Origin of the sequence: Enterococcus sp. AZ179 (assembly GCF_050498885.1) — a bacterium.
Taxonomy (GTDB): domain Bacteria; phylum Bacillota; class Bacilli; order Lactobacillales; family Enterococcaceae; genus Enterococcus_D; species Enterococcus_D entomosocium.
Map to the genome: position 1 here is coordinate 883949 of NZ_JBMHEO010000001.1, position 21047 is coordinate 904995.

Sequence of the window (21047 nt, forward strand, 5' to 3'; positions counted from 1 at the left end):
CCGCAGGAAAGTTTTCCTGCGGTATTTTTTCTTCTAAGGACACTTTGATCAATCAAGGGCATTCTTGGCAGCTACTTCTGCCAACCAAAAACTGGACGCTTTGGGATAACGCTTGAAGTCATTTTTCAAATCCACTCGATAAAACCCATAACGGTTTTTATATGCGTTCAACCAGCTCCAGCAATCCATAAAGGTCCACATATGGTAACCGAAACAAGGAGACCCGTCTTCGATTGCATGATGCAGCTGACGCAAGTGGTCTTCAACAAAGGCGATCCGATACGTATCATTGACCTGCCCCGTGGCGTCCATGAACCGTTCTTCCTCAGATACCCCCATGCCATTTTCGGAAACAAACCATGGCATGTTTTGATAGTCATTCTTTAGACGCATCGCGATATCGTAAATCCCTTCTGGATAGATTTCCCAGCCGCGATGAGGATTGATTTTTTTCTCTGGCCAATCGTACCCACGAAATAACTGACGTGGCTCAAAGGGACCGGATGCTGCCTTCTGCGGAAGTGGTGCTTGGATCCGCAACGGTTGATAATAATTGCAACCAATAAAATCTACGGTATTTTCACGAAAAATTTCCGCATCTGTTGCTTCATATTCAGGGGACAATTGATGCTCCTTGAATAAGCTCGTTAGCTTTTCTGGAAATTGTCCATAAACGACACAGTCCAAAAAACTGCGAATATACAAGAGATCTGCCCATTCAGCGGCTTCTCGATCAGCCGCTTCTTGACTTTTTGGATAAACAGGTGACAAATTCAAGATGATACAGATTTCTCCATCAGGAAGTGCGATTTTACGAAACTCAGCAACTGCCTTCGCATGGGCTAACAAGGTATGATAACCAACTTGAATTGCCCGCTTGAAATCACGCACTTGCGGCCAATGAGCATCTCCGTAATACCCACATTCAATATGCACCAATGGTTCATTAAAGGTCGCCCATTTTTTCACTAAATCGCCAAATTGTTCAAAAGCAGTTTTTGCATAAAATGCAAAATGGTCCACGGATTCCCGCGCCTCCCAACCTCCTTTTTCCATCAGCCACCAAGGCATGTCAAAATGAAACAAATTAATGATCGGTTCGATGCCTTGATCCAGCATTTCCTGAAAATATGCCCGATAAAACCGGACTGCCGTCTGATTCAATGTTTTTCCATCTGGTAATAAGCGGGTCCATGCAATCGATGTCCGATAGGAATTCAAGTTCATGGCCTTCATGTTTGCTACGTCTTCCCGGTATTGATAGTAGGTATTTGAGGTGTCGCTTGGTCCGACACCATCGTAAAAGCGTGACGGCTCCAACTCAAACCATTTGTCCCATGTAGAGGGACTTTTGCCGTCAACCGCCGCGGCCCCCTCGGTTTGCGGTGCTGACGCGGCCGCTCCCCATAAAAAGTTTTTTGGAAAGTGAATCATTCTTTTGCTCCTTTCTGAATTACCTGCCACGTGCGGTCAGGGTTGGATCGTTGAAATGCAAACTGATACCGCTGCGCAGCTGCCTCGATTTCTAAACAAAATAATGTTGTTTCTTCCAGAGAAATTGCCAGCTGCTGCAATGATGCTTCACCGATCACGAGTTGAAAAGCTGCTTGTCCTTGTCTAGGCACCCATACTTTTTGAAAGCCGCATAGGACTTTTTTCCTCGGCACATATGCTTTTGTATACTCTTTTAGATAGCATTGGACCACTTCTTTACCAGACACAGTAGAATGATTTTCAAGTGTGCCACTGACGATAATGCCTTCCCCTGCATATTCAGCCGAAACCGAGCTGCAAATAAAAGAGGCATAACTAAGCCCATAACCAAAAGAATATACTGGTGCGCCTTTTTGATCGAGGTAGTCTTTTTGAAACGCTGTGTTGCGATAATTATAACAGACAGGCAGTTGTCCAACTGTATCAGGAATAGAAACTGCTAATTTCCCACTAGGTACTGTTTCACCAAAAAGAATCCGAGCAATCGCTTCCCCTCCATATTGGCCGGGATAGCCAGCGTAAAGCACCCCATCGAACAAGTCTTGCAAAGGAGCTAAGCAATGCGGTCGACCGGAAATCACGATCCCAATCAGCGGCTTTTTACTCTTCTTCAACGCAAACAGTAAATCCAACTGGCATTGCGGCAAATCGAGGGTAGCCAAGTCGATGTTTTCTCCACTGGTCATTTCCTGAGATCCCCTTAAGGCGGCACCGTTTTTGTCAAAATCCGTTGTGAAATCACGGGCACTGGAGCCGCCGACCGTCACTAAGACGACATCCGCTTTTTCTGCAATCTGACAGGCTTGCCTTCGTTGAGCCAGTGTGCCACTAGAGATTTCGCAGCCTTTCTCGTAGAAGAAGTCAGCTTGATGCGTACTTAAACTGGTCAAACCTTCCCAAAGGGTCGTACATGTTGTTTCTTCCTTGAATGGCGTATAATCCCCCAGCTGATGATAGAGCTGTTTAACGTGAGGACCGATGACGGCAATCTTTTGTCGCGTTTTCTTCAAAGGCAAAATACCATTGTTCTCTAGTAAAACAATCGATTCCTCCGCCAATTTCAAGGCAACTTGTTGCGCCTTTTCTTTACGGGGCAATGAAACACGGGGCGTTGCTTCTTTAAACAAGCCAAGTTTTTCTTTCAAAAGAAGCACACGACGGACTGCATCATCGATCGCCGTTTCCGCAAGTAGCCCCTCAAGGACAGCTTCTTCTAACACTGGGAAAACTTCATCCCATAAACTAACATCCACACCGCTGGTCAAGGATTTGGCGGCCGCTTGTGGGTGGCTCCCCAGCCAGTCAGCAATCCGATCCAGCCCACACCCATCGGCCATCACAATTCCCGTAAAGCCACTTTCTTCTCGTAAAACATCTTGCAGCAAATAAGCATTGGCATGGCACGGGATACCGTCTAGATCATTGTATGCAGCCATACACCCCAAGGCCCCAGCAGCAATCCCTGCTTTCATTGGTGGCAGATGGATCTCGCGGAATTCCCGATCACCGATTGCCACTGGCCCTGCATTGTGTCCCCCCATTCCTGCACCTTGGGCAGCAAAGTGCTTCAATACCGCTAAAACGTTCTGCTTTTCTATCGTTGTTTTTGATCCTTGTAATCCTCTGACGGCCGCTTTGGTAAAGCTGCTGGTTAAAAACGGATCTTCACTGAAACATTCTTCAGTTCGCCCCCAACGCGGATCTCTAGCAATGTCCAATGCGGAAACCAAGCCAACATGGGCTCCTTTTGCCCGAATCTCTTGAGCAGTGATGGTTTGGGCCGCTTGATACAGCTCTGGATTCCAACTAGAACCAACACTAAAATTGACCGGAAACGTCGTCGCTTCTAAACCTTGGTGCCCGTGAGGACACTCTTCACTGAGAAGGGCCGGAATCCCCAGCCGAGTGTGCTCCTGCAAATAAGTTTGAATCATAAGGGATAGCTCATAGGACTCCGTGGTCGTCAGGCCTGTTTGCTGATTTCTACTTGACCAAGGATCAGCTCGAAACACGCCGTAAATCCAGCCAAGACTGCCAAAACGAGCTACTTCTTTTTTAAAGGTTTCAGTCAACATAATTTTTCCATTGTTTTTTTCGTAAACTTCCCAACCATACAGACGCTGATTCAGCTGGCCGATTTTTTCTTTCAATGTCATTTGCCGTAAAAGGGTCTCAATCATATGCTTCTCCATTTCTATTTAGTCTTCTAAATAAAGCATGATGGTCTGGATCTCAAAAGGCTGGAAATGGATTGTGATGCTTTGGGCATCCAGCGGCTCGACCGGCAGTTCAGCGACGCTGTCTTCCAAAAGATTCGTTAAAAATGCTTTTTTGATTCTTTTTTGGCAACGCAATTGACAGGCGGTGGTTTGATTGTGATATTCATACAACCGCACGATCAGTGCCTCTTCATCTTCGGCTTTTTTCACCGTATCCAGCAAGACATTCTTTTGATCGACTGCTAGAAAAGCTTCTGCTGATAGTTGTGGCACACTTGGAACGGTTAGAACGGGAACATTCAATGCCAAAGCTTCTTCCATCGTTTGCGCGTCTTGCCAAGTTCCTTCGTGGGCGTACAAGGAATAGGTAAACTCATGAAGGCCTTGATCCGCTTCAGGATACGGATCAATCGGCGATTTAATCAAAGAAAGCCCGATTTTTTGATAATCCGTATTGAACCCATATTTCGAATCCGTCAAAATACTAACCCCATAATTCCCTTCTGAGAGATCTACCCATTTTTGTCCACAGCTCTCAAAACGCGCTTGGTCCCATGTCGTGTTTTGATGCACAGGCCGTTTTACCTGCCCGAATTGAATATCAAACGTTGCTTCCAATGTGTTAACATCAATCGGCATCAATGCCTTTAACAGCAGTTGATGCTGGTGCCAATCAACCGCTGTTTCAAAATCGATTCTTCCCGTGCCATGGTAAAAATGCAGCCATTGCGTAATAAAAGAATCTTCAAACTGACGTTTGATCTTCAAGGTATCGCGAATCTCCCCTTGCTCAACAACTTCAGCTGAGAGAACTTGCTTCACAGGATAAGGCTTCTTCTGGTAATAAATATCAATGTCCCACGCATCATAATCCATTGGCAGATCTTCGTAAGCCACTAACTGATTCAACCGCTCTCCTTTTGGCACGATCTCTCGCTGCTGCCGTTTGTCAAATAAAGAGATGATGTCAAAGTGTTCGTCAAAAATCACTTTAAAATCAACCGTTTCAAACGATTCCTCCAGCCGCATTGCCACTTGCTTTGATTGAGGCACAGCTGAGACAGGGGTCAATTTTTTGCTACTCAATCCAGCCATGGCGGGAATTTTGACTAAGAGCCGGTCATCATAGGTCCGCTGAGTCAGGTAAGCTTCTTTGATCCCTGTCTGATCGTCTAAATAGACCAGACCCGTCCGCTCTTGTCCCAGCGGATTAAAGACATGCCATGACGTAGCTTCGGCTGCTTGCATTGCTGGAATCAAAGCTTCGATCAGCTTGCAGCCTTTATCAAAGAGCTGTTGATACTCTTGATCCGTCTGATCATAAACTTCTTTGATCGAGCTTCCCGGCAGAATATCGTGGAATTGATTAAATAGCAGCTGTTTCCAAAGTTGTTCTAATTCAGCTTGCGGATAACGATTGATTGCACAAATACTATAAAGTTTTTCAATCGTCTGTAAGAAAAATTCTCCTTGGCGATTGGCCTTCTTGTTTTTGCCAATCGAAGTCAGTGTTCCACGATGGTATTCAAAGTACAATTCGCCGTACCAGACTGGGCCAGATTTTTCCTTAAAAGAATCTGCCAGTCGATCAAAAAAGCCCCCCACATGATTGCCAGTAATCGTCGGCATATCCGGCAATGTTTTTTGCAGCCGTTTCTGGACTTCTAGCATCTCTTTCGTCGGGCCTCCGCCACCGTCACCATACCCATAAGCAATCAAAATTTCGTCGTGCTGATCTTTTTGCTGATAACGTTCAAAACTGCCTTTGATCGTGTAAGGATCTAGCAATCCATTATACGTCGTGTAATAATCTCTGGGACTGTACCCTTCACTGATGGTGGTAATAAAATGCGTCAAAACTCGGCTTCCATCAATTCCTTGCCAGTAGAAAGAATCAAAAGGAATTTGATTGAACTGGTTCCATGACAGCTTCGTCGTCATAAAGTAGGGCGTATTTGTTTTGCATAAAATTTGCGGCAAGGCGGCTGAATAACCAAAGACATCCGGTAGCCATAAGATGCGGCTATCGACTTGAAATTCCTCTTTCATAAACCGTTTGCCATAAAGGATATGACGAACCAGTGATTCCCCTGAAGTCAAATTGCAATCGGCTTCTACCCACATCGCCCCGTCAACTTCCCATCTCCCTTCTCGAATTTTTGCTTTCATTGCTGCGTACAGTTCAGGATAGTGGGTTTTCATGGAATAGTATAGTTGTGGTTGGCTTTGAAAAAACGTATAATCTGGATACTCCTCCATCAATTTCAGGACCGTTTGGAAACTGCGCTCGCCTTTTTCAATAGCTTGCTGTGCCGTCCAAAGCCACGCCAGGTCGATATGGGTATGACCGACAGCTGTCACTTTTTGTTTTGGTGTATGCGCTGGTAAGTAACATGACGCAAGCAGCTGCTTTGCTTTTGCGAGACTTTCATAGAATGCCGCTGAGTAGGGCGTACGAAAATCCAAGACATTGGCGACTTGACCAAGGACTTGTTGATAAAATGCTTCGTCACCGCCAAACGCACGAATGGCACGCCAACTATCAAACAGGGCATAACAATCAAACCAGAGTTCATTGACGACAGGATCCAATGCCAATAAGTTGATATGCAGTGGGAATGGTTTATCGGAACGGCCCGAGAACAGATCAATCTTCAGTTTGACTGCTTTTTGTTGATATCCTTCAGCCAAAGTGACCTCTCGATGGTTGACATCGATAGCTTGGACATAGGTATCGTCCAAATAAATTTTGATTTGGGGATTGGTGGTGTTGTCCCACTCTGAGAGACTTGAATAGACTTGTAAGACACAAGGATTCCCTACCCAGTCAGCGGGAACTTGAAAGCTGCCTTTCAGCTGATAATAGGTGTTTTTTTCTCCGAAATAACTCCCTTGCTCATACGGTACCCAATCCTCTTGTTTTAAAAAAAGCGGGTCTATTGGCTGTTGATAGCGTACACGGTACTGTTTTAATTTGTAGAAAATTTTTCGGATGCGTTCAAACTCGTAAGGCTGCATAACTCTCATTTTTCATTTGACTCCTCTATCTATTTTTTGAAAAAAAACGGGTGGAGATTGATTGTCTCGACCCGTTTCCCTTATCGTATGATATTAGTTTGCTTTCCAGCGGTCATAGGCCGTTTGATAGACTTCGACATATTCGTCAATGCCCATTGCTTCGATCGTTTTCACATAATCGTCCCAATTGTCTAATGGCTCGACACCTGTGATAAACTTCGCTTCCATTTGTTCTACATAAGTTGTCAAATCAGTGGCAGTGGCTGCTACTTTGTCATTTTCTTCAATCGTTAAATACAGTAGCGGGAATGGTACTTCAGCGATGTCTTCCATCTTTTCTGCCGTTTCTTGTGCAACCCAATCACTAAAACGAGTATCTGGTTCTTCATCAGCCGTTTTGCGAATATGGTATTCACCTGTTGTATCAATGACAATGTTTGGTGTAGTCAATCCATATGCCGGCGTGATTTTGCCGCGTTCGTCTTCCGTGTTGTCTGTATCAATGCCATCCACATAAACCCGGACTTTTTCGCCATCCGCATTTTCTTGGTACTCCCAAAGAACACCTTCTGGCCCTTGTTCAATATATTTTGTGCCTTCTTCCGAATAGAAGTAATCCACCCAACGCATGGAAGCTTCTGGGGAAGGATTGACATTGGTCAATGCAAAAGTTCCCCGAGAGATTCGTGGACTGCCAGGAATCTTGGCTTCTGGTGCCCATTCAGAGGTCAACGGTTGGAACATCGGATCGTTCATCGCCTCTGCCTCACTGCGACCAGTAGTAAAGAAGCTGAAATAGTCGGCAAAAAGCCCTAGTTGATTGTTTTCACCCTTCGCTTTTTTCTGCTCATCTGACTGTCCATAAACTTCTTTATCCAGCAAGCCTTCATCGTAAAGTGTATTCATGTATTCCAAGAATGCTTTGTAGTTTTCTGATGTCGGTGTGTAGGAGACCACATCATCGTCCACTTGAATCCCGCGAGTCCGTAAGCCAAAGGCGGCCATCAACCAAACACGTGTCGAGTTCATATCGACATCCGTCAATGGAATCTCGTCTGCTTGACCATTTCCGTTAGGATCTTCGTCTTTGAAACGCGTCAACAATTCTTGCAGTTCCTCTGTGGTTTTCGGCAGTTCTGATACGCCTAAATTATCTAGCCACGTGCCGTTGTACCACATCGGGCCTTGCCACCAGATTGAAGTCGCATTCCGAGAGATCATTGGTAAGGAATAAATGTGCCCATCTGGCGTGGTGATCGATTTCAAGATTGAGGGATCTTCTTGCGTCAGTGCATAAAGATTTGGCATGATTTCTGGCGTGATATACTCCTCTAAGGGAAGTAAAATCCCTTGTGAACCGTAATCGATCTCCATCGAAGCCGTCAGTGCTTGCGAACCAGCACCGTAAACGATATCCGGCAAGTCGCCGGAAGCAAAGGCTAAGTTCAGTTTCGTACTAAAGTCAGCCGATGGCGGTGTCGTATAAGTCAGTTTGATACCGGTTTTTTCTTGGTAATCCTGTAGCGTCGGCATGTCTTCCCACTCGGCCATTCCCACACCTGGTGCCATGATATTCAAGGTCAGCTCTTCGCCTTCTTTGATGATTGGAAATTGGCTGTCATGATTGATAGCAACCTCTTTTTTTTCTCCAGTTCCCTCATCTGAAGAATTGCCGCAGGCACCCAAGACGAGGGTACTGCATAAAGCGACACCCGCCATTCCTAAAAGTTTCTTTTTTAATCCCATTTTCTTCCTCCTTTGATTTTTTTATCCTTTAATTGAACCGACCATCATGCCCTTGACAAAATACTTTTGTAAGAACGGATAGACGATGATTACCGGTAACGAAGAAACGATCATGACACCGTACTTGATGACTTGAGCGAGTTGCTGTTTGCTGTATAGCATATTCGCCATTTCTGAAGTCACATTGCTGACGGTATTTGAAGACATATCTTGAAGAATCAAAATTTCTCTTAAAATCATCTGCAGCGGGTACATCGATCGATCAGAAAGATAGATCAATGCGTTAAAGAAGCTGTTCCAATGTCCGACGCCATAGAACAAAGCCATTACCGCAATGATCGGCGTTGATAATGGTAAAACGATCTGCATGAATAGACGAAAATCGGAACAACCATCCACAATCGCTGCTTCTTCCATCTCTCGCGGAATTGTGGATTGAAAAAACGTTCGTGTGACAACCACATTGTAAACCGAGACGGCCCCTGGAATCACCAGTGCCCAAACGGTATTCAGCATACCTAAGCTGCGAATCAGCAAATAGCTGGGAATCAAGCCACCAGACAGGAACATGGTAACCAGCATAAAATTGGTGAAGGCCCGTCGCCCATAAAAATCTTCTCGCGATAACGCATAGGCACAAGGCAAGGTTACCAAGAGATTGATCGATGTTCCTAACACTGTATAGTAGATCGTGTTCAAATAGCCACGCCAGATACTGCTGTTGCCCAATAATGTTCGATAGCCTTCGAAGGTGATTCCTTTTGGTAAAAGCCACATTTCACCTGAGTTTACCAGATGCGGATTTGAGATCGAAGCGCTGACGATATAGATCAGCGGATATAAAACGATCAGCAATGAAATTGCTAAAAACACATAAACAAAAATCAAAAAGATTTTATCAGCACGGGTATCTTTTATTAAAGAAGTTGTTTTCACTTTTGGTCCTCCCTCCTACAATAGACTAGAATTGCTTAAACGTTTGGCAATATGATTGACTACGATCAACAATACGGAATTGATCAATGAGTTAAATAGGCCGACTGCCGCAGCAAAACTGTACTGCGCATCTAAAAGCCCTTGCTGGTAAACAAAGGTCGCAATCACATTCGAGGATTGCATATTCAAAGGATTCTGCATCAAGATGATTTTTTCAAACCCAACTGACATCAAGCTGCCGAAGCTCATGATCAATAAGATCACCATCGTGGGCATGATCGTTGGAATATTGATATACCAAACGCGTTGCAGACGAGAAGCGCCATCGATCGTTGCCGCTTCGTGCAGTTGCGTATCGACTCCAGATAGAGCTGCCAGATAAATCACAGACCCCCATCCCGTTCCTTGCCAAACTCCGGACAGGACATAAATCGTTTTAAACCAACGGGGATTAGTCATAAAGCTGATCCGCTCGAAACCCAAAAATTCTAATAGGTGATTGATGATCCCTGTTGAGGGAGATAAGAAAGCAATGACCATACCAACCATGACCACCACAGCAATAAAGTTTGGGGCATAAGTGACTGTTTGGGTAATCTTTTTAAACGGGCCGTCTTTGATCTCATTCAAAGCCAATGCCAGGATGATCGGCAGCGGAAAACCGACAACCAACGAATAGATACTGATTCCTAAAGTATTTTTGATGAGTTCCCAAAAATAATAGGAATCGAAGAAACGTTGAAAATGTTTAAATCCAACCCAAGGACTGCCCAAAATCCCTAATGAAGGCATATAATCCTTGAATGCAATAATGATTCCATACATCGGTCCATAAGAGAAAATCAAAATAATCAAAAATGCTGGCAACACAAACAAGTACAATTGCCGATTTTTCTTGATCTTCATTTTTATATCTTGTTTCTTTGTTTTAGGTACTGAAACGGTTTGTCTGATTGGCGCTGTTTCCATTCTTCCTCCTCCTTGCTTGGTGTTAGCCTTATCATGAATTGTATTCGCTTTCAAATCAATGTGTATTTTTTTCCCTATGTGTCGAAACGCGAATCCCAACTGCCCCAACGTTCGGCTGACTGATATCCGACCATAAGAGGTACGGTTCGGTAGCGTTTTTATAGACTGGTAACGCTTTTTTAGTGGCTAGATCAATTAGCTCGTCTTCTTCAGTTGCGCCAATCTCTGTTAAAGGAATCTGTTCGAAAGCGCCTGCAGCGATACTGCGAAATGCAAAATGAGCCTTGCCCTCTTTTTGATAGGTCAAATGCCATTCATTTGGCCAAGCTATTGGGTTCGCCCGCGTTTCATAGATGCCTTCACCATATAGCGCCAACCAATTGCCGATTTCTTCTAAGCGTTGGGTCTCTTCGAATGTAAATTCGCCATCAGGTGTTGGGCCGACACCTAAAATCAAATTTCCCCCTTTGCTGACTACCTCAATCAAGGTTTCCAGCAGTTCTTGGCTGCTCTTGAAGGTATCATTTGGCACATATCCCCAATCATTCCCAATCGGGATATTGCTTTCCCAAACTTTTTTAGGAATTTCTGCTAATGCAGGAATTTTGCGTTCTGGTGTCACATAGTTTTCATGACGGCCACCCATCATTCGATCAACGATGATCAATTCCGGCTGTTTCTCACGTGCAATCTCAGCTAAACGATCCATTTGTAGGTCTTCTTTTCCTTGCCCGCACCAACCGGCATCTAGCCAAAGAAAATCGACTTTTCCGTAATTGGAAGTAATCTCTACAATCTGACGATGCACAAATGACACATAGCGCGCCCAGATTTCTGGGTGAAGGTGGGTGTCATAGCTGGCATGACGGCCTTTGACGGTATCATCATCCAACCAGTAAAAAGGAGAATACCAGTCAGCTTTAGAATAGTAGGCTCCTGTTGCAATCCCTGCTTCTTGAAACGCCGTAAACACTTCTTGTAAAATGTCGCGTTTAAAGGGACTTAATTTCCCGCCGATTTTAAACTCTGACTCCATTGTGTTGAACATCGAAAACCCATCATGATGCTTTGTTGTGAATAAACAGTACTTAAATCCCGCCTTCTTACAGATCTTGGCCCATTTACGGGTATCCAGCTTCTTCGGCTCAAATTGATTAATCAACTGCCAATAATCCAAACGCAGTGCTTCGATAGTTTCTCGATAGGGCTGGTTTTCTCTAGCCCATTCATCTTTTTCAGATAATTGCCATGATTCAACGATCCCCGCTTCAGCATACAGCCCATAATGGAAGATTACTCCGAATTTCAAGTCTTGAAACCATTCCAGACGCTGCTTGAGCATTTCTGTTTCTGGGACCCACGCTGCTTGCTCTCTCTCCTTGGCTTCTTCAATATCGCCGCGAATTTTTGTCATGCATTTGCACTCCTTTCTTTGTTCTAAATGTAAGCGAAAAAAAGTCCATCTAACAATATGTAACTTTTTTCACTGTGTTAAACCAAGCAAGAGCGTTTGCAAAATTTGTAATGAAGAAAGCTTCCTTCCATAAAAACGTGAGGAGAAATAAAGCGGGTCAAACATATTTGCTGTGTTTTTCCTGTATGGGATGTGTGATTTTTTCATCCATGCCCATTATCCATGGATCAATGGTACGATAAGGACAACAATTAAAGCGGATACAAAATGGTAATCCGTAAGAAAGTGAGGATTTTATGAAACAATCCAATGGTCTTTATCATGTTTCCTATCAAGTCGGTGAATGGCTCCTCCATTGCCTAAAATTGCAGTTTCTTTGGTTTTATTGGGTATTTCGATATGGGATATTTTTAGGCATTTTCCCTGCCACCGCTACGATTATCCAAGCTTTTTTCAACAGTTTCCAAAAAAAGGAACGCCCAGCGGCTTTGAAGCCTTGGTTCAGAACTGTCGTGAAAAAAAATTTCCGTCGCGCCAATCAATTAGGAGCCATGCAAGCGGGCTTGCTGCTTTTCTTATGGCTAGAATTGCGCATCTCTAGTACCTTTATCCAAAATAGCTTGATTCACTTTTTTTTGCTGCTGTTGTTTATCAGTGCCTTTTTGATCAGCTTGTATCTGCTGCCAGTGTATTTGCGTTATGACTTGCCCCTTCTTCACTATTTTAAGCAAGCAGTAATACTGATGGTTATCAGTATTCCCCAAACGATTGCGATGATTTTGGGAATCTTAGTAACTACAATCATTTTGACTTTTTTACCGATTTTATTAGTCATCGGCTTTGTTCCTTTTTTCCTTTTTCCAAATAGTTGGTTCTCTTTTCAAGCGATCCAACGTTCAGAATCATTGCTGATAAAAGAAACTTAAGAAGGGACGTTCGTAATGAAAGACATTTTTATCCAAAGTAATGAAAATCTTGATGATTTTTTTAGTCACATACTACCGGAACTAGCGTTGCGAGAATCACCGCAAGGGCATCCATTACAGCTGATTCAACGGCCCGGTTCTCTGAAAATTTGCCACGGTCCGCTAGCAACAATCATTTACTATCAAGAAAAGGCCCATTTATTTCGGGCATTAACTTTATGGGTGCATGAAGACCGCCCAGTCTATGTCTTAGAAGAACAGCCGCATTTTGAAGCAATTGGACCAATGATCGATCTGTCCCGCAATGCAGTAATGACCGTTGAAAAACTGCAACGCTTTATTCTATTGACAAGCAAGATGGGGCTTAATCGTCTCACGCTTTATATGGAAGACACTTATGAAATTCCAGAGTATCCTTATTTTGGTCATTTACGAGGCCGTTATACACAAGGTGAGTTAAAGAAGCTTGATAGCTACGCGCAATCTATAGGTGTAACTTTGATTCCGGCGATTCAAACATTGGCACACTTAACGAATCCCTTAAAATGGGGATTTGCTAAAAATATTCGGGACACGGAAGATATTTTACTGGTGGGAGAAGAAGAAACATATACCTTTTTGGAAGCAGCGATCTGTTCGATCCGTTCGTGTTTTACGACGGATCAGCTACACATTGGCATGGATGAAGCACACCAATTGGGGAAAGGAAGATATTTGGTATTGCACGGTTTAAAAGACCGTTTCTCGATTATGGCCGAACATCTGCAGCGGGTAGCTGCGCTTTGTCAAAAAGTGGGTTTTAAGCCGATGATGTGGAGCGATATGTTTTTTAGGATCGGTGCACCTACTGGTGATTATTACGATCCAGACGTGTGTTTTCCCACAGAATTGTTTGCTGACCTTCCTGCTGTCAAAATGGTTTACTGGGATTATTACCACCATGATCATGCCTCTTATCAGCGAATGTTTGCGAAACATCGGGAATTAAAACAGCCGATCGCCTTTGCTGGAGGTATCTGGACTTGGAACGGTTTGGCGCCGAACTATGGCAAAAGTTTTGCCACCATGCGTCATGCCTTGCAAGCCGCCAAAGAAAACGATGTTCAGGAAGTTTATGCCACACTTTGGGGCGACGACGGAGCCGAAACACCATTGATTGCTGCGCTACTAGGTTTGCAATATTTCAGTGAAGCGCAGTTTGGAAACGACCTTTCGTTAGAGAAATTAAATGAAAAATTCCAGCTCTTTCACGAGTCAGTTAGTAGCGATTTCTTGCTGCTTGATCGTTTTGATCAAACTGCAGGTGTACCAGAAAACAATCCTCACGGAGAAAACCCCAGCAAGCTACTGCTCTACCAAGACTTGCTGTATGGTTTGTATCAGGAAAACTTAACCGATCTTTCTTTAGCATCCCACTATCAAACATTGGCTCAAGAGTTGGCAGCTGTGAAATCAACACGGGACACACAAACGATGTTTGCCTTTTATCAGCAGCTGGCTGATGTTTTGGCACAAAAAGCTTGTATTACCGACCAAATCACCAGTGCCTATAAAAGCAAGGACTTCACGGAATTGCGCCAAGCAGTCGATGAGCTCAGTGTCTATAAATCCGCCTTGCAATCCCTTTATGAAGCCCATCGTAAAGTCTGGTTTGACTGGAATCGACCTTTCGGTTTTGAGAGTATCGATCTGCGCTACGGCGCCTTGCTGATGCGCTGCGACACGACACTCTGGCGGCTTACTGCCTTCTTGGACGGGGAGCTCGATACTTTGGAAGAATTGACTCAACCGTCCTTACCAATGGTGACCCCTTTCAGCGGCAACACTTCTGTGGGTCGCAATTTATTTCATGGAATCTATAGTGCGGGGAAAATTTCTGATGTTTAAAAGAAGGAGTGAGAAATTATGAAAACATCCTTGCTGCGCCGAACCATCATCGTGAGTTTGCTGGCTGTTGTTAGCCTATTCTTTCTCTATTTTCTAACAACTGATTCTTCTGCTCCAGTTCATGCCCAACCTTCAGAAAAACTGGAGATGACAGGTAATATTACAAATCAAGCAGCGGCGGAGGCTTGTTTGGCAGTGCTGAAAGAAAATTTACAAGCAGCCTCTGACCAAGATGCGACAGCTTATGCCGCCACGCTCGTGGCAGCGGCGCGAGCAGAGACGAGCCAAGAATTGGCTGATTTTTTTGCAGAAGAACAGCTGCAGCACACGCTGCTTTCTTTTGAAGTCGTTAAACAAGAGACAGGATCCATGCTGGTCGCGGCGCAGCAGAAAACGATCAGCCCAAAAGATTCTTCCTACCGTGATCACATCACAGAGGCTTACCATACTTTCGTTAAGGAAGCAGATGGCTGGAAAATTCAAGAAACAGTCATGACGAATACAGAATTTCTTTAAGTGAGTGAAAAAGGAGTGATTTTTAATGAGAACGTATAAGAATTGGCCTGCCAACTACCCTGATCCAAACTGGTTCCTCCATGATCGGTTTGGCTTATTCATCCATTTCGGCCTATTCAGTATTGGCGCTCGACACGAATGGTTTATGACGACAGAAAAAATTGAACCCACCACCTATCGCGAGAACTATTTTTCTCAGTTTGATCCTGATCTTTTCAACGCGGAGGAATGGGCTCAAACCGCAAAGAAGGCCGGTTTTCAATACATGGTCTTCACGACGAAACATCATGAAGGCTTTGCCCTTTGGGACACCGCGCTCAGCGACTACAAAGTAACCAACACCCCATTCAAGCGAGACCTCTTAGCAGAACTGCTGCCGGCATTTCGCAAGGTAGGCATTAAGGTCGGACTGTATCATTCGCTGATCGATTGGTATCATCCAGATTTCACGCTCGACGGCCTGCATCCGCAACGAGAGACTATTCAAGCCCGTCAAGCCAATGACCAGCGGGACATGCGCCGTTATCAAGATTTTTTGGCTGGTCAAGTCACCGAACTATTGACCAATTATGGAACCATCGATTATATGTGGTTTGATTTTCCTTATAGCCATCGAGATTGGGGCTGGTCAAAAGGCAAGGGTGCCGCCGATTGGGATAGTAAGCGGATCGAAGAAATTTGCCGAAGTCTACAGCCGGAGATGTTACTGAATGACCGTTTGGATTTGGGCCGAGGGATTACCACCCCTGAGCAATTCCAACCAGACAAACCATTAGAAGCGAATGGATTGCCTTTAATATGGGAAGCGTGCCAAACGATGTACGAAACGTGGGGCTATGATCGTGATGCTCAGCACTGGAAATCCAGTGAAATGATGACCAAAATGCTGATTGACACAGTAGCAAAAGATGGGAACTTTCTCTTAAATATCGGCCCGAATGCTCGTGGAGAAATCAACTTACCAACTCGCGGCCATTTAGAAGCCATCGGTTCATGGATGCATTATCATCAGCAAGCGATTATCGGCTGTGGTGCCAGCACTTTTCAACCGCCTATTGACAGTCGTTACACCCAAAACGGGAATAAACTTTACTTGCACCTCTTCTCCTACCCCTACAAATCCTTGCATCTTCCGGGACTTGCAGGATGCGTGAAGCATATCCGTTTCTTACATGATGGCTCCGAGTTGTTTTATCGAGGATTTGATCCCGAGGAAGTTCTCACGTCAACGGAAGCCATCATCAACAAAGAGGACCTTGTTCTCAGCTTACCCGTCTGCCCCCCAGATGTGTTGGTACCAGTGGTCGAAATCACTTTAAAAGAAATATAAGCGCCTATTGCACTGTCCTAAATGAATATTTTATTGATACAAAAACATTGTCCTTACTTTCTTTACAAAAAAATGACTAGAAACTGATCGTTTCTAGTCATTTTTTATGGCTATTTTTTCAAAAACTCCCCAAATTCGCTTATACGAAAGTAGCGAGCTAGCTTGTTGAACAGGTGATGAGAACATGCAAACAAGCTGCGGGGTTAATCCTTTTTTAAAGGTACTGACCACGGGAGGGTCAAAGTTCCTTAGACAAATAAAGAACAAGATCGTCATTGTTACAACAAGGCACATTCATCGCACAATTCTGATTATTGAACCAAACACCAGATCCATCTGGAATATAGCCTTGTTTTACATACAGTCTCTGGGCCGATCCATAACCATTGTGTAAACCTACCCCTAATGTCACCACGGCAGCTATTTCTCGTGCCTTTTCTTCGGCTGCTTTTAAAAGCTGACTGCCTACCCCTTGTTTTTGATAAGATTCAAAAACATTAAAATCCACAATTTCTGGGTACAAGCCTTTAAATGGTCCGTGCTTTGCTAGAGGGACCAATGTCAAATACCCGGCAGTTTTGTTGTTTATTTTGGCAATCAAAATGTATCTCTCCCCCGCTTCTTGCTCGTTTAAATACTCCATCAAGAGCTGCTGGCGAGAAGGCCACCCTTGCTTTAAAAACATTTGATCCATTTCAAGGATATCTTTTTTCTTCAACGGTTGAATGTCTATGATCACTTATTGCTCCATTTCTCCCCTCACTCGGAGTTACGTTCATTTTATCAAAATACTATTGGCTTTTGTTTCACTTGTCGCTAAACTTATTCATCATAAAGAAAACAACAGGGATTGTCAGCGATGTGCCCTTTCACCCAATTCCTCTAACAATCAGCTAAATGTCGCTTCCCACCCATCATAAAGCTTTCGAAATGTTTCTTTTGGTCGATTTGGCTCATTATAAACTTTTTGGCTAATGGCCGTTTGGAGCCAAAAAATCGCTTGGATCACTTCACGACTAGTCTGAGCCTCAGGTACATCCGCCCAGACGGATAAAGCGATCGCCTGTGTTTGGGCAAGCTGTTCCTGTGCAACTTGTTGTCCATTGGCAAACGTCGTCAACTGGAATTCATTGCTGATTTTTTCGTAAGTTGGGTAGGTATACCCTGCCGCTTCTCCTAAGACATAATAGAAAAAATTATCATTGTGATTGATCATGGTATAGCCCTTTTCAAAAAAGACATCCGCCGGCGCCATATTCTGGTTCCAACGGGTCCAATAGGAGATTTGACAATTCTCCGTCAACGTTGTCTGCTCTTGGCGATTCAAGCGGTAAAAACCATCATTCCAGACCCGCACAACAAAGCCGAGACTTTCAACAAAGGCCGCCAGCTCATTGACATAATCAATAAAGACTTCGATTCCGCTGGCTTTTTCCCCATAGCGCTCGCGGGCAGATTCGATCATTTGTGGAAAGTTTTCTAACTGGTCAAAATCAATAAACTCATCGGCCCCGATGTGAAAATAGGTGCTGTCTTCAAACAGTTGCGCATATTCTCGATAAACTTCCTGAATAAAGGCTACCGCTTCTGAATCCAAAATGTTCAGTGCTCGATCATCACGAGTGCCATCTGCTGTCGGCAATTGCCATTGAGGTTTTTGTGCTAGGACTTGACGCAAATGACCAGGAGAATCAAAATCAGGGATAATGGCAATTTCATGGTTTTGAGCATACGCAATCAATTCACGAATTTCTTGCTTGGTCAAACATTCTTCCGAAACAATTTCTGGAAATTGCTGGGATTCAATCCGAAAGCCTTCGTTTTCCGAAAAATGAAGTTGCAGATGCGTGAATTGGAAGCAAGCCATGCTGCGGACGATTGCTTTCAAATCAGCTAGTGAATAAAATTTGCGCCCGATATCGATCATCAGACAGCGTTCTTTAAGCGCTGCTAGATAGCTTTTCTGTGCTAATTGACCCGTCGCCTGATCTCGGCCATATTTGGTTAACGCGTAAAAGGCATGTTCTGGCGAGGACACACTGATTGTTTGGTTTTCAAATCGAAAATCAGCATCCAGCTGCGGATCGATCACTATTTTCGGTAACGGATCTTTCGCCGACTGCCAACCTATTTCCTCAAAAAAGACGGCTGCTCGTTGCTGAACTTTTGTCAAATCAACTTGTTTGTTCATCTCATTTTCCCCCATACTTTCAATAATTTCTCATTTTTTGGTTCATTTCACGGTATTGCCCTGGTGTCACACCCACTATTTTTCGGAACTTTCTCGTATAATTGGAAACATCATAATACCCATTGTTGCGAATAATTTCTTTGATTGGCAAATCTGTTTCAATCAGTTCCTCTTTGATTTTTTTCAGTCTTAGTTCTTGAATATATTTGGAGAAGGTTTTGCCGCTTTCTTTTTTTACAAAACGGCTGACATAAGAGACAGAAACACCAACCTCCTCTGCCACCGATTCCAAGGAGAGCTGTGAGGAATGGTAATTTTCTTGGATAAAACTGAAGATTTTCTCATTCATTTCCGACTCGTCATCCAGCGGCTGTTTCTGCACCTTCGTGCAAATCTGCTGGGCAATCGTTAACAAGGCAGACTGCAATTGATTCAAGCTGTTGAAATCAGCACTTTCAGAAGCGGTATGCAGTACTTCTGCCCCCACCAATTCACCGCCGACTTGCGCGATCGTATTCAACAAGTAGTAGCCATACATTTTTTGGACACGAGGCGAAGTCTGTTTACTCTCGCCTTCTTCGATTAACCGCTGGATCGTTTCACTGGCAATCTCAATATTTCCTTGATTCAAGGCTTGGATCAATTTTAATTTTTGATTGTCTGGGTAATTGATTGGCAAATGATTGGTCTCTTTGGAAAGCTCCGCATAGTAGCTGATTTGCTTGCCTTGACTCCCTTGATTTTCCAGTGCTGCCAACCCTTCGATATAGGATTCATTGATGGCGGTTAGTTGATCGACCGTCATACCGACACCCATTGTGGGTGTTAGGGAGATCGCATGGGTAATTTTTTCCGCAATGGCATCCACAATTTCTTGTTGTTCTTTACCATCAACAAACCCTACGGTCAAGGCTAACATTTCTTTGGATAAAATTTCCGTCGCATATGCCGTATAATCCGCCTCTTTGATTTCCTCGATATAATCGATCAGAAATTTTTTATCTCCTTGCTTGGCTTTGGAATCCACAGTTTTCGTATCAATGGCGATCACAAAGTAATTTGACTTAGGAAAGCAGACATGAACTGCTTCCAAAAGCAGAGCCAATTCTTGCTCGGACCGAAAACGACCGCTCATTAATTTGCGCAGCACTTGCTCTCTGGCATGAGGTGTTTGCAGGCGGACTTCCTGATGTAGTTCTTGGTGCTCAACCAAAAATGCCGCCAAGGTATTATGGACATCATCCATCGAATGAAGGGTCATTTTGGGGTCCCGATGAAACTCCTGAACCAGATTTTCGATTTTGCGAATTGGGCGATAACTACGTAACCCAAGCATCACGACTGCAGTGATACCCGTAAATAATATGGCGATAAATACTAGGACGAACTGCTCTTGTACACGGTTGACCGATGCCAGTGCTTGATTCGGATTAGCAACGGCTACCACTGAAATATTCAATTCATTATTGGCAATCGCTTGAACAAAATACGTTGATTGTTCAAACCGCATTCGTCCTGTTTGAATGCCTTTTTTCATGCGTTCGGGATGATTTAAAAAGCGCGCTAACTCATCATTGGTGGTACTGGCTAATAACTGGTACTCATCATTGATAATATAGGTGTTACTGATCCCATCGTTATTGCTGAGATCAAGAATTCTCTTCAAATTGTTCTCTTTGATTTCATAGATCGCTGAGCCATAGACAGTCATCTCTTCACTTTGAATGGGAACGATATAAAAGAAACGGGAATATCGCTGCTCCTCACCGGCGCCTTCTAATGTCAACAATGTAGGCGCTGAGGAATCCAATTGTGCGGCTAACTGTTCCTGGCCCATTTCATTTTTCGGCAGTACTTTTTTCAAAAATGTGTCAAAAGAGAATGATCCTACGGTTGAATACAAGGTTGCTGGGGACTCTTTATAATATAAATAGACTTCTTCGACTAAGTCGTTGGTGATTTTGTACGTTTGCATGGCCTCTCTTGCTTCTTTGGTCAAGTAAGGATGCTGCAAATATTTCAATGAGACAACATGATCATTGGTCATTTTTTGCGTCAGATAATTCAATTGAATAAACGTATTTTCTAAAGAATATTTCAACTGAATCAATTGATTTCTAGCGGTCAGCATCACTTGTTCATTGATACTTTTGACAGATGTATCATACCAAATCCATGACACGGCTAAAAAAGGCACTAAAAACACGATTAAATAAGAGCTGATGGCACGAATGATTCCCCTAAATAGTTTTTGACGATTCAGTTCCGTGTACTTTCCCATTTGCATCACCTATTCTCTGTTATTTCGAAAGCTCAAAAACGCTTTCATTTATCGGTACTTATTTAGGAGAAAAGAATGTATGATACTCTAATAAAATACGCTTTATTTTAATAAAAAACA

Annotated in this window: 14 protein-coding genes; 4 read left to right on the top strand and 10 right to left on the bottom strand. The window is 43.7% G+C overall.

The features are described 5' to 3' along the window. Window positions 1–48 precede the first annotated feature (48 nt). From IGI88_RS04200 to IGI88_RS04230, 7 genes are all read right to left on the bottom strand, one after another. A complete protein-coding gene (locus IGI88_RS04200) occupies window positions 49–1434 on the bottom strand; it encodes a glycoside hydrolase family 1 protein (RefSeq protein WP_429960241.1) in 1386 nt (461 codons plus the stop codon). Next, entirely contained in the window at window positions 1431–3686 is a 2256-nt protein-coding gene (locus IGI88_RS04205; protein ID WP_429960242.1) for a glycoside hydrolase family 3 N-terminal domain-containing protein, read from the bottom strand. Before IGI88_RS04205 ends, IGI88_RS04200 begins: the two co-directional genes overlap by 4 nt. Before the next feature lie 6 nt (window positions 3687–3692). Then, window positions 3693–6740: an alpha-mannosidase gene (locus IGI88_RS04210; RefSeq protein WP_429960243.1), complete on the bottom strand. Its 3048-nt coding sequence runs from the start codon at window positions 6738–6740 to the stop codon at window positions 3693–3695. Between the two features lie 84 nt (window positions 6741–6824). Next, window positions 6825–8477 carry an extracellular solute-binding protein gene (locus tag IGI88_RS04215; protein ID WP_061053315.1) on the bottom strand — a complete coding sequence of 551 codons (1653 nt, stop codon included), beginning with the start codon at window positions 8475–8477 and terminating at the stop codon, window positions 6825–6827. 21 nt (window positions 8478–8498) lie between these two features. Then, window positions 8499–9413 (bottom strand): carbohydrate ABC transporter permease, encoded by a 915-nt coding sequence (locus IGI88_RS04220; RefSeq protein WP_008379474.1) that lies wholly within the window; start codon window positions 9411–9413, stop codon window positions 8499–8501. Window positions 9414–9428: 15 nt separating this feature from the next. Beyond that, window positions 9429–10382 (bottom strand): ABC transporter permease, encoded by a 954-nt coding sequence (locus IGI88_RS04225; protein WP_008379472.1) that lies wholly within the window; start codon window positions 10380–10382, stop codon window positions 9429–9431. A gap of 55 nt (window positions 10383–10437) precedes the next feature. Continuing rightward, entirely contained in the window at window positions 10438–11796 is a 1359-nt protein-coding gene (locus IGI88_RS04230; protein WP_005233770.1) for an alpha-L-fucosidase, read from the bottom strand. A 296-nt stretch (window positions 11797–12092) separates the two neighbouring features. Here IGI88_RS04230 and IGI88_RS04235 point away from each other — a divergent pair, with 296 nt between their 5' ends. From IGI88_RS04235 to IGI88_RS04250, 4 genes are read left to right on the top strand one after another with little or no spacing between them, the layout of a single operon-like run. Further along, the gene (locus IGI88_RS04235) at window positions 12093–12722 is read left to right on the top strand and encodes a YesL family protein (protein WP_429960244.1); all 630 of its coding nucleotides are present in this window, start codon (window positions 12093–12095) and stop codon (window positions 12720–12722) included. Window positions 12723–12737: 15 nt separating this feature from the next. Further along, window positions 12738–14609, top strand: coding sequence for a beta-N-acetylhexosaminidase (locus IGI88_RS04240; RefSeq protein ID WP_429960245.1), 1872 nt, complete (start codon window positions 12738–12740; stop codon window positions 14607–14609). An 18-nt stretch (window positions 14610–14627) separates the two neighbouring features. Next, entirely contained in the window at window positions 14628–15125 is a 498-nt protein-coding gene (locus IGI88_RS04245) for a hypothetical protein (RefSeq protein ID WP_016612906.1), read from the top strand. 25 nt (window positions 15126–15150) lie between these two features. After that, window positions 15151–16455, top strand: a complete 1305-nt coding sequence (locus IGI88_RS04250; protein ID WP_016612908.1) for an alpha-L-fucosidase — start codon at window positions 15151–15153, stop codon at window positions 16453–16455. Window positions 16456–16693: 238 nt separating this feature from the next. Here the strand turns inward: IGI88_RS04250 and IGI88_RS04255 are convergent, their stop codons facing one another. The 3 genes from IGI88_RS04255 to IGI88_RS04265 form a co-directional block, all read right to left on the bottom strand. Continuing rightward, entirely contained in the window at window positions 16694–17194 is a 501-nt protein-coding gene (locus tag IGI88_RS04255; RefSeq protein ID WP_144330326.1) for a GNAT family N-acetyltransferase, read from the bottom strand. 150 nt (window positions 17195–17344) lie between these two features. Further along, the gene (locus IGI88_RS04260; RefSeq protein WP_144330325.1) at window positions 17345–18646 is read right to left on the bottom strand and encodes a family 20 glycosylhydrolase; all 1302 of its coding nucleotides are present in this window, start codon (window positions 18644–18646) and stop codon (window positions 17345–17347) included. A gap of 19 nt (window positions 18647–18665) precedes the next feature. Then, window positions 18666–20933: a helix-turn-helix domain-containing protein gene (locus IGI88_RS04265; RefSeq protein ID WP_008379459.1), complete on the bottom strand. Its 2268-nt coding sequence runs from the start codon at window positions 20931–20933 to the stop codon at window positions 18666–18668. Between the last annotated feature and the right edge of the window lie 114 nt (window positions 20934–21047).

Bases quoted from the DNA above. Each gene is read 5' to 3' on its own strand.
- IGI88_RS04200 (WP_429960241.1), bottom strand. From the start codon at position 1,434: ATGATTCACTTTCCAAAAAACTTTTTATGGGGAGCGGCCGCGTCAGCA.
- IGI88_RS04205 (WP_429960242.1), bottom strand. From the start codon at position 3,686: ATGGAGAAGCATATGATTGAGACCCTTTTACGGCAAATGACATTGAAA.
- IGI88_RS04210 (WP_429960243.1), bottom strand. From the start codon at position 6,740: ATGAGAGTTATGCAGCCTTACGAGTTTGAACGCATCCGAAAAATTTTC.
- IGI88_RS04215 (WP_061053315.1), bottom strand. From the start codon at position 8,477: ATGGGATTAAAAAAGAAACTTTTAGGAATGGCGGGTGTCGCTTTATGC.
- IGI88_RS04225 (WP_008379472.1), bottom strand. From the start codon at position 10,382: ATGGAAACAGCGCCAATCAGACAAACCGTTTCAGTACCTAAAACAAAG.
- IGI88_RS04230 (WP_005233770.1), bottom strand. From the start codon at position 11,796: ATGACAAAAATTCGCGGCGATATTGAAGAAGCCAAGGAGAGAGAGCAA.
- IGI88_RS04235 (WP_429960244.1), top strand. From the start codon at position 12,093: ATGAAACAATCCAATGGTCTTTATCATGTTTCCTATCAAGTCGGTGAA.
- IGI88_RS04240 (WP_429960245.1), top strand. From the start codon at position 12,738: ATGAAAGACATTTTTATCCAAAGTAATGAAAATCTTGATGATTTTTTT.
- IGI88_RS04245 (WP_016612906.1), top strand. From the start codon at position 14,628: ATGAAAACATCCTTGCTGCGCCGAACCATCATCGTGAGTTTGCTGGCT.
- IGI88_RS04250 (WP_016612908.1), top strand. From the start codon at position 15,151: ATGAGAACGTATAAGAATTGGCCTGCCAACTACCCTGATCCAAACTGG.
- IGI88_RS04260 (WP_144330325.1), bottom strand. From the start codon at position 18,646: ATGAACAAACAAGTTGATTTGACAAAAGTTCAGCAACGAGCAGCCGTC.
- IGI88_RS04265 (WP_008379459.1), bottom strand. From the start codon at position 20,933: ATGCAAATGGGAAAGTACACGGAACTGAATCGTCAAAAACTATTTAGG.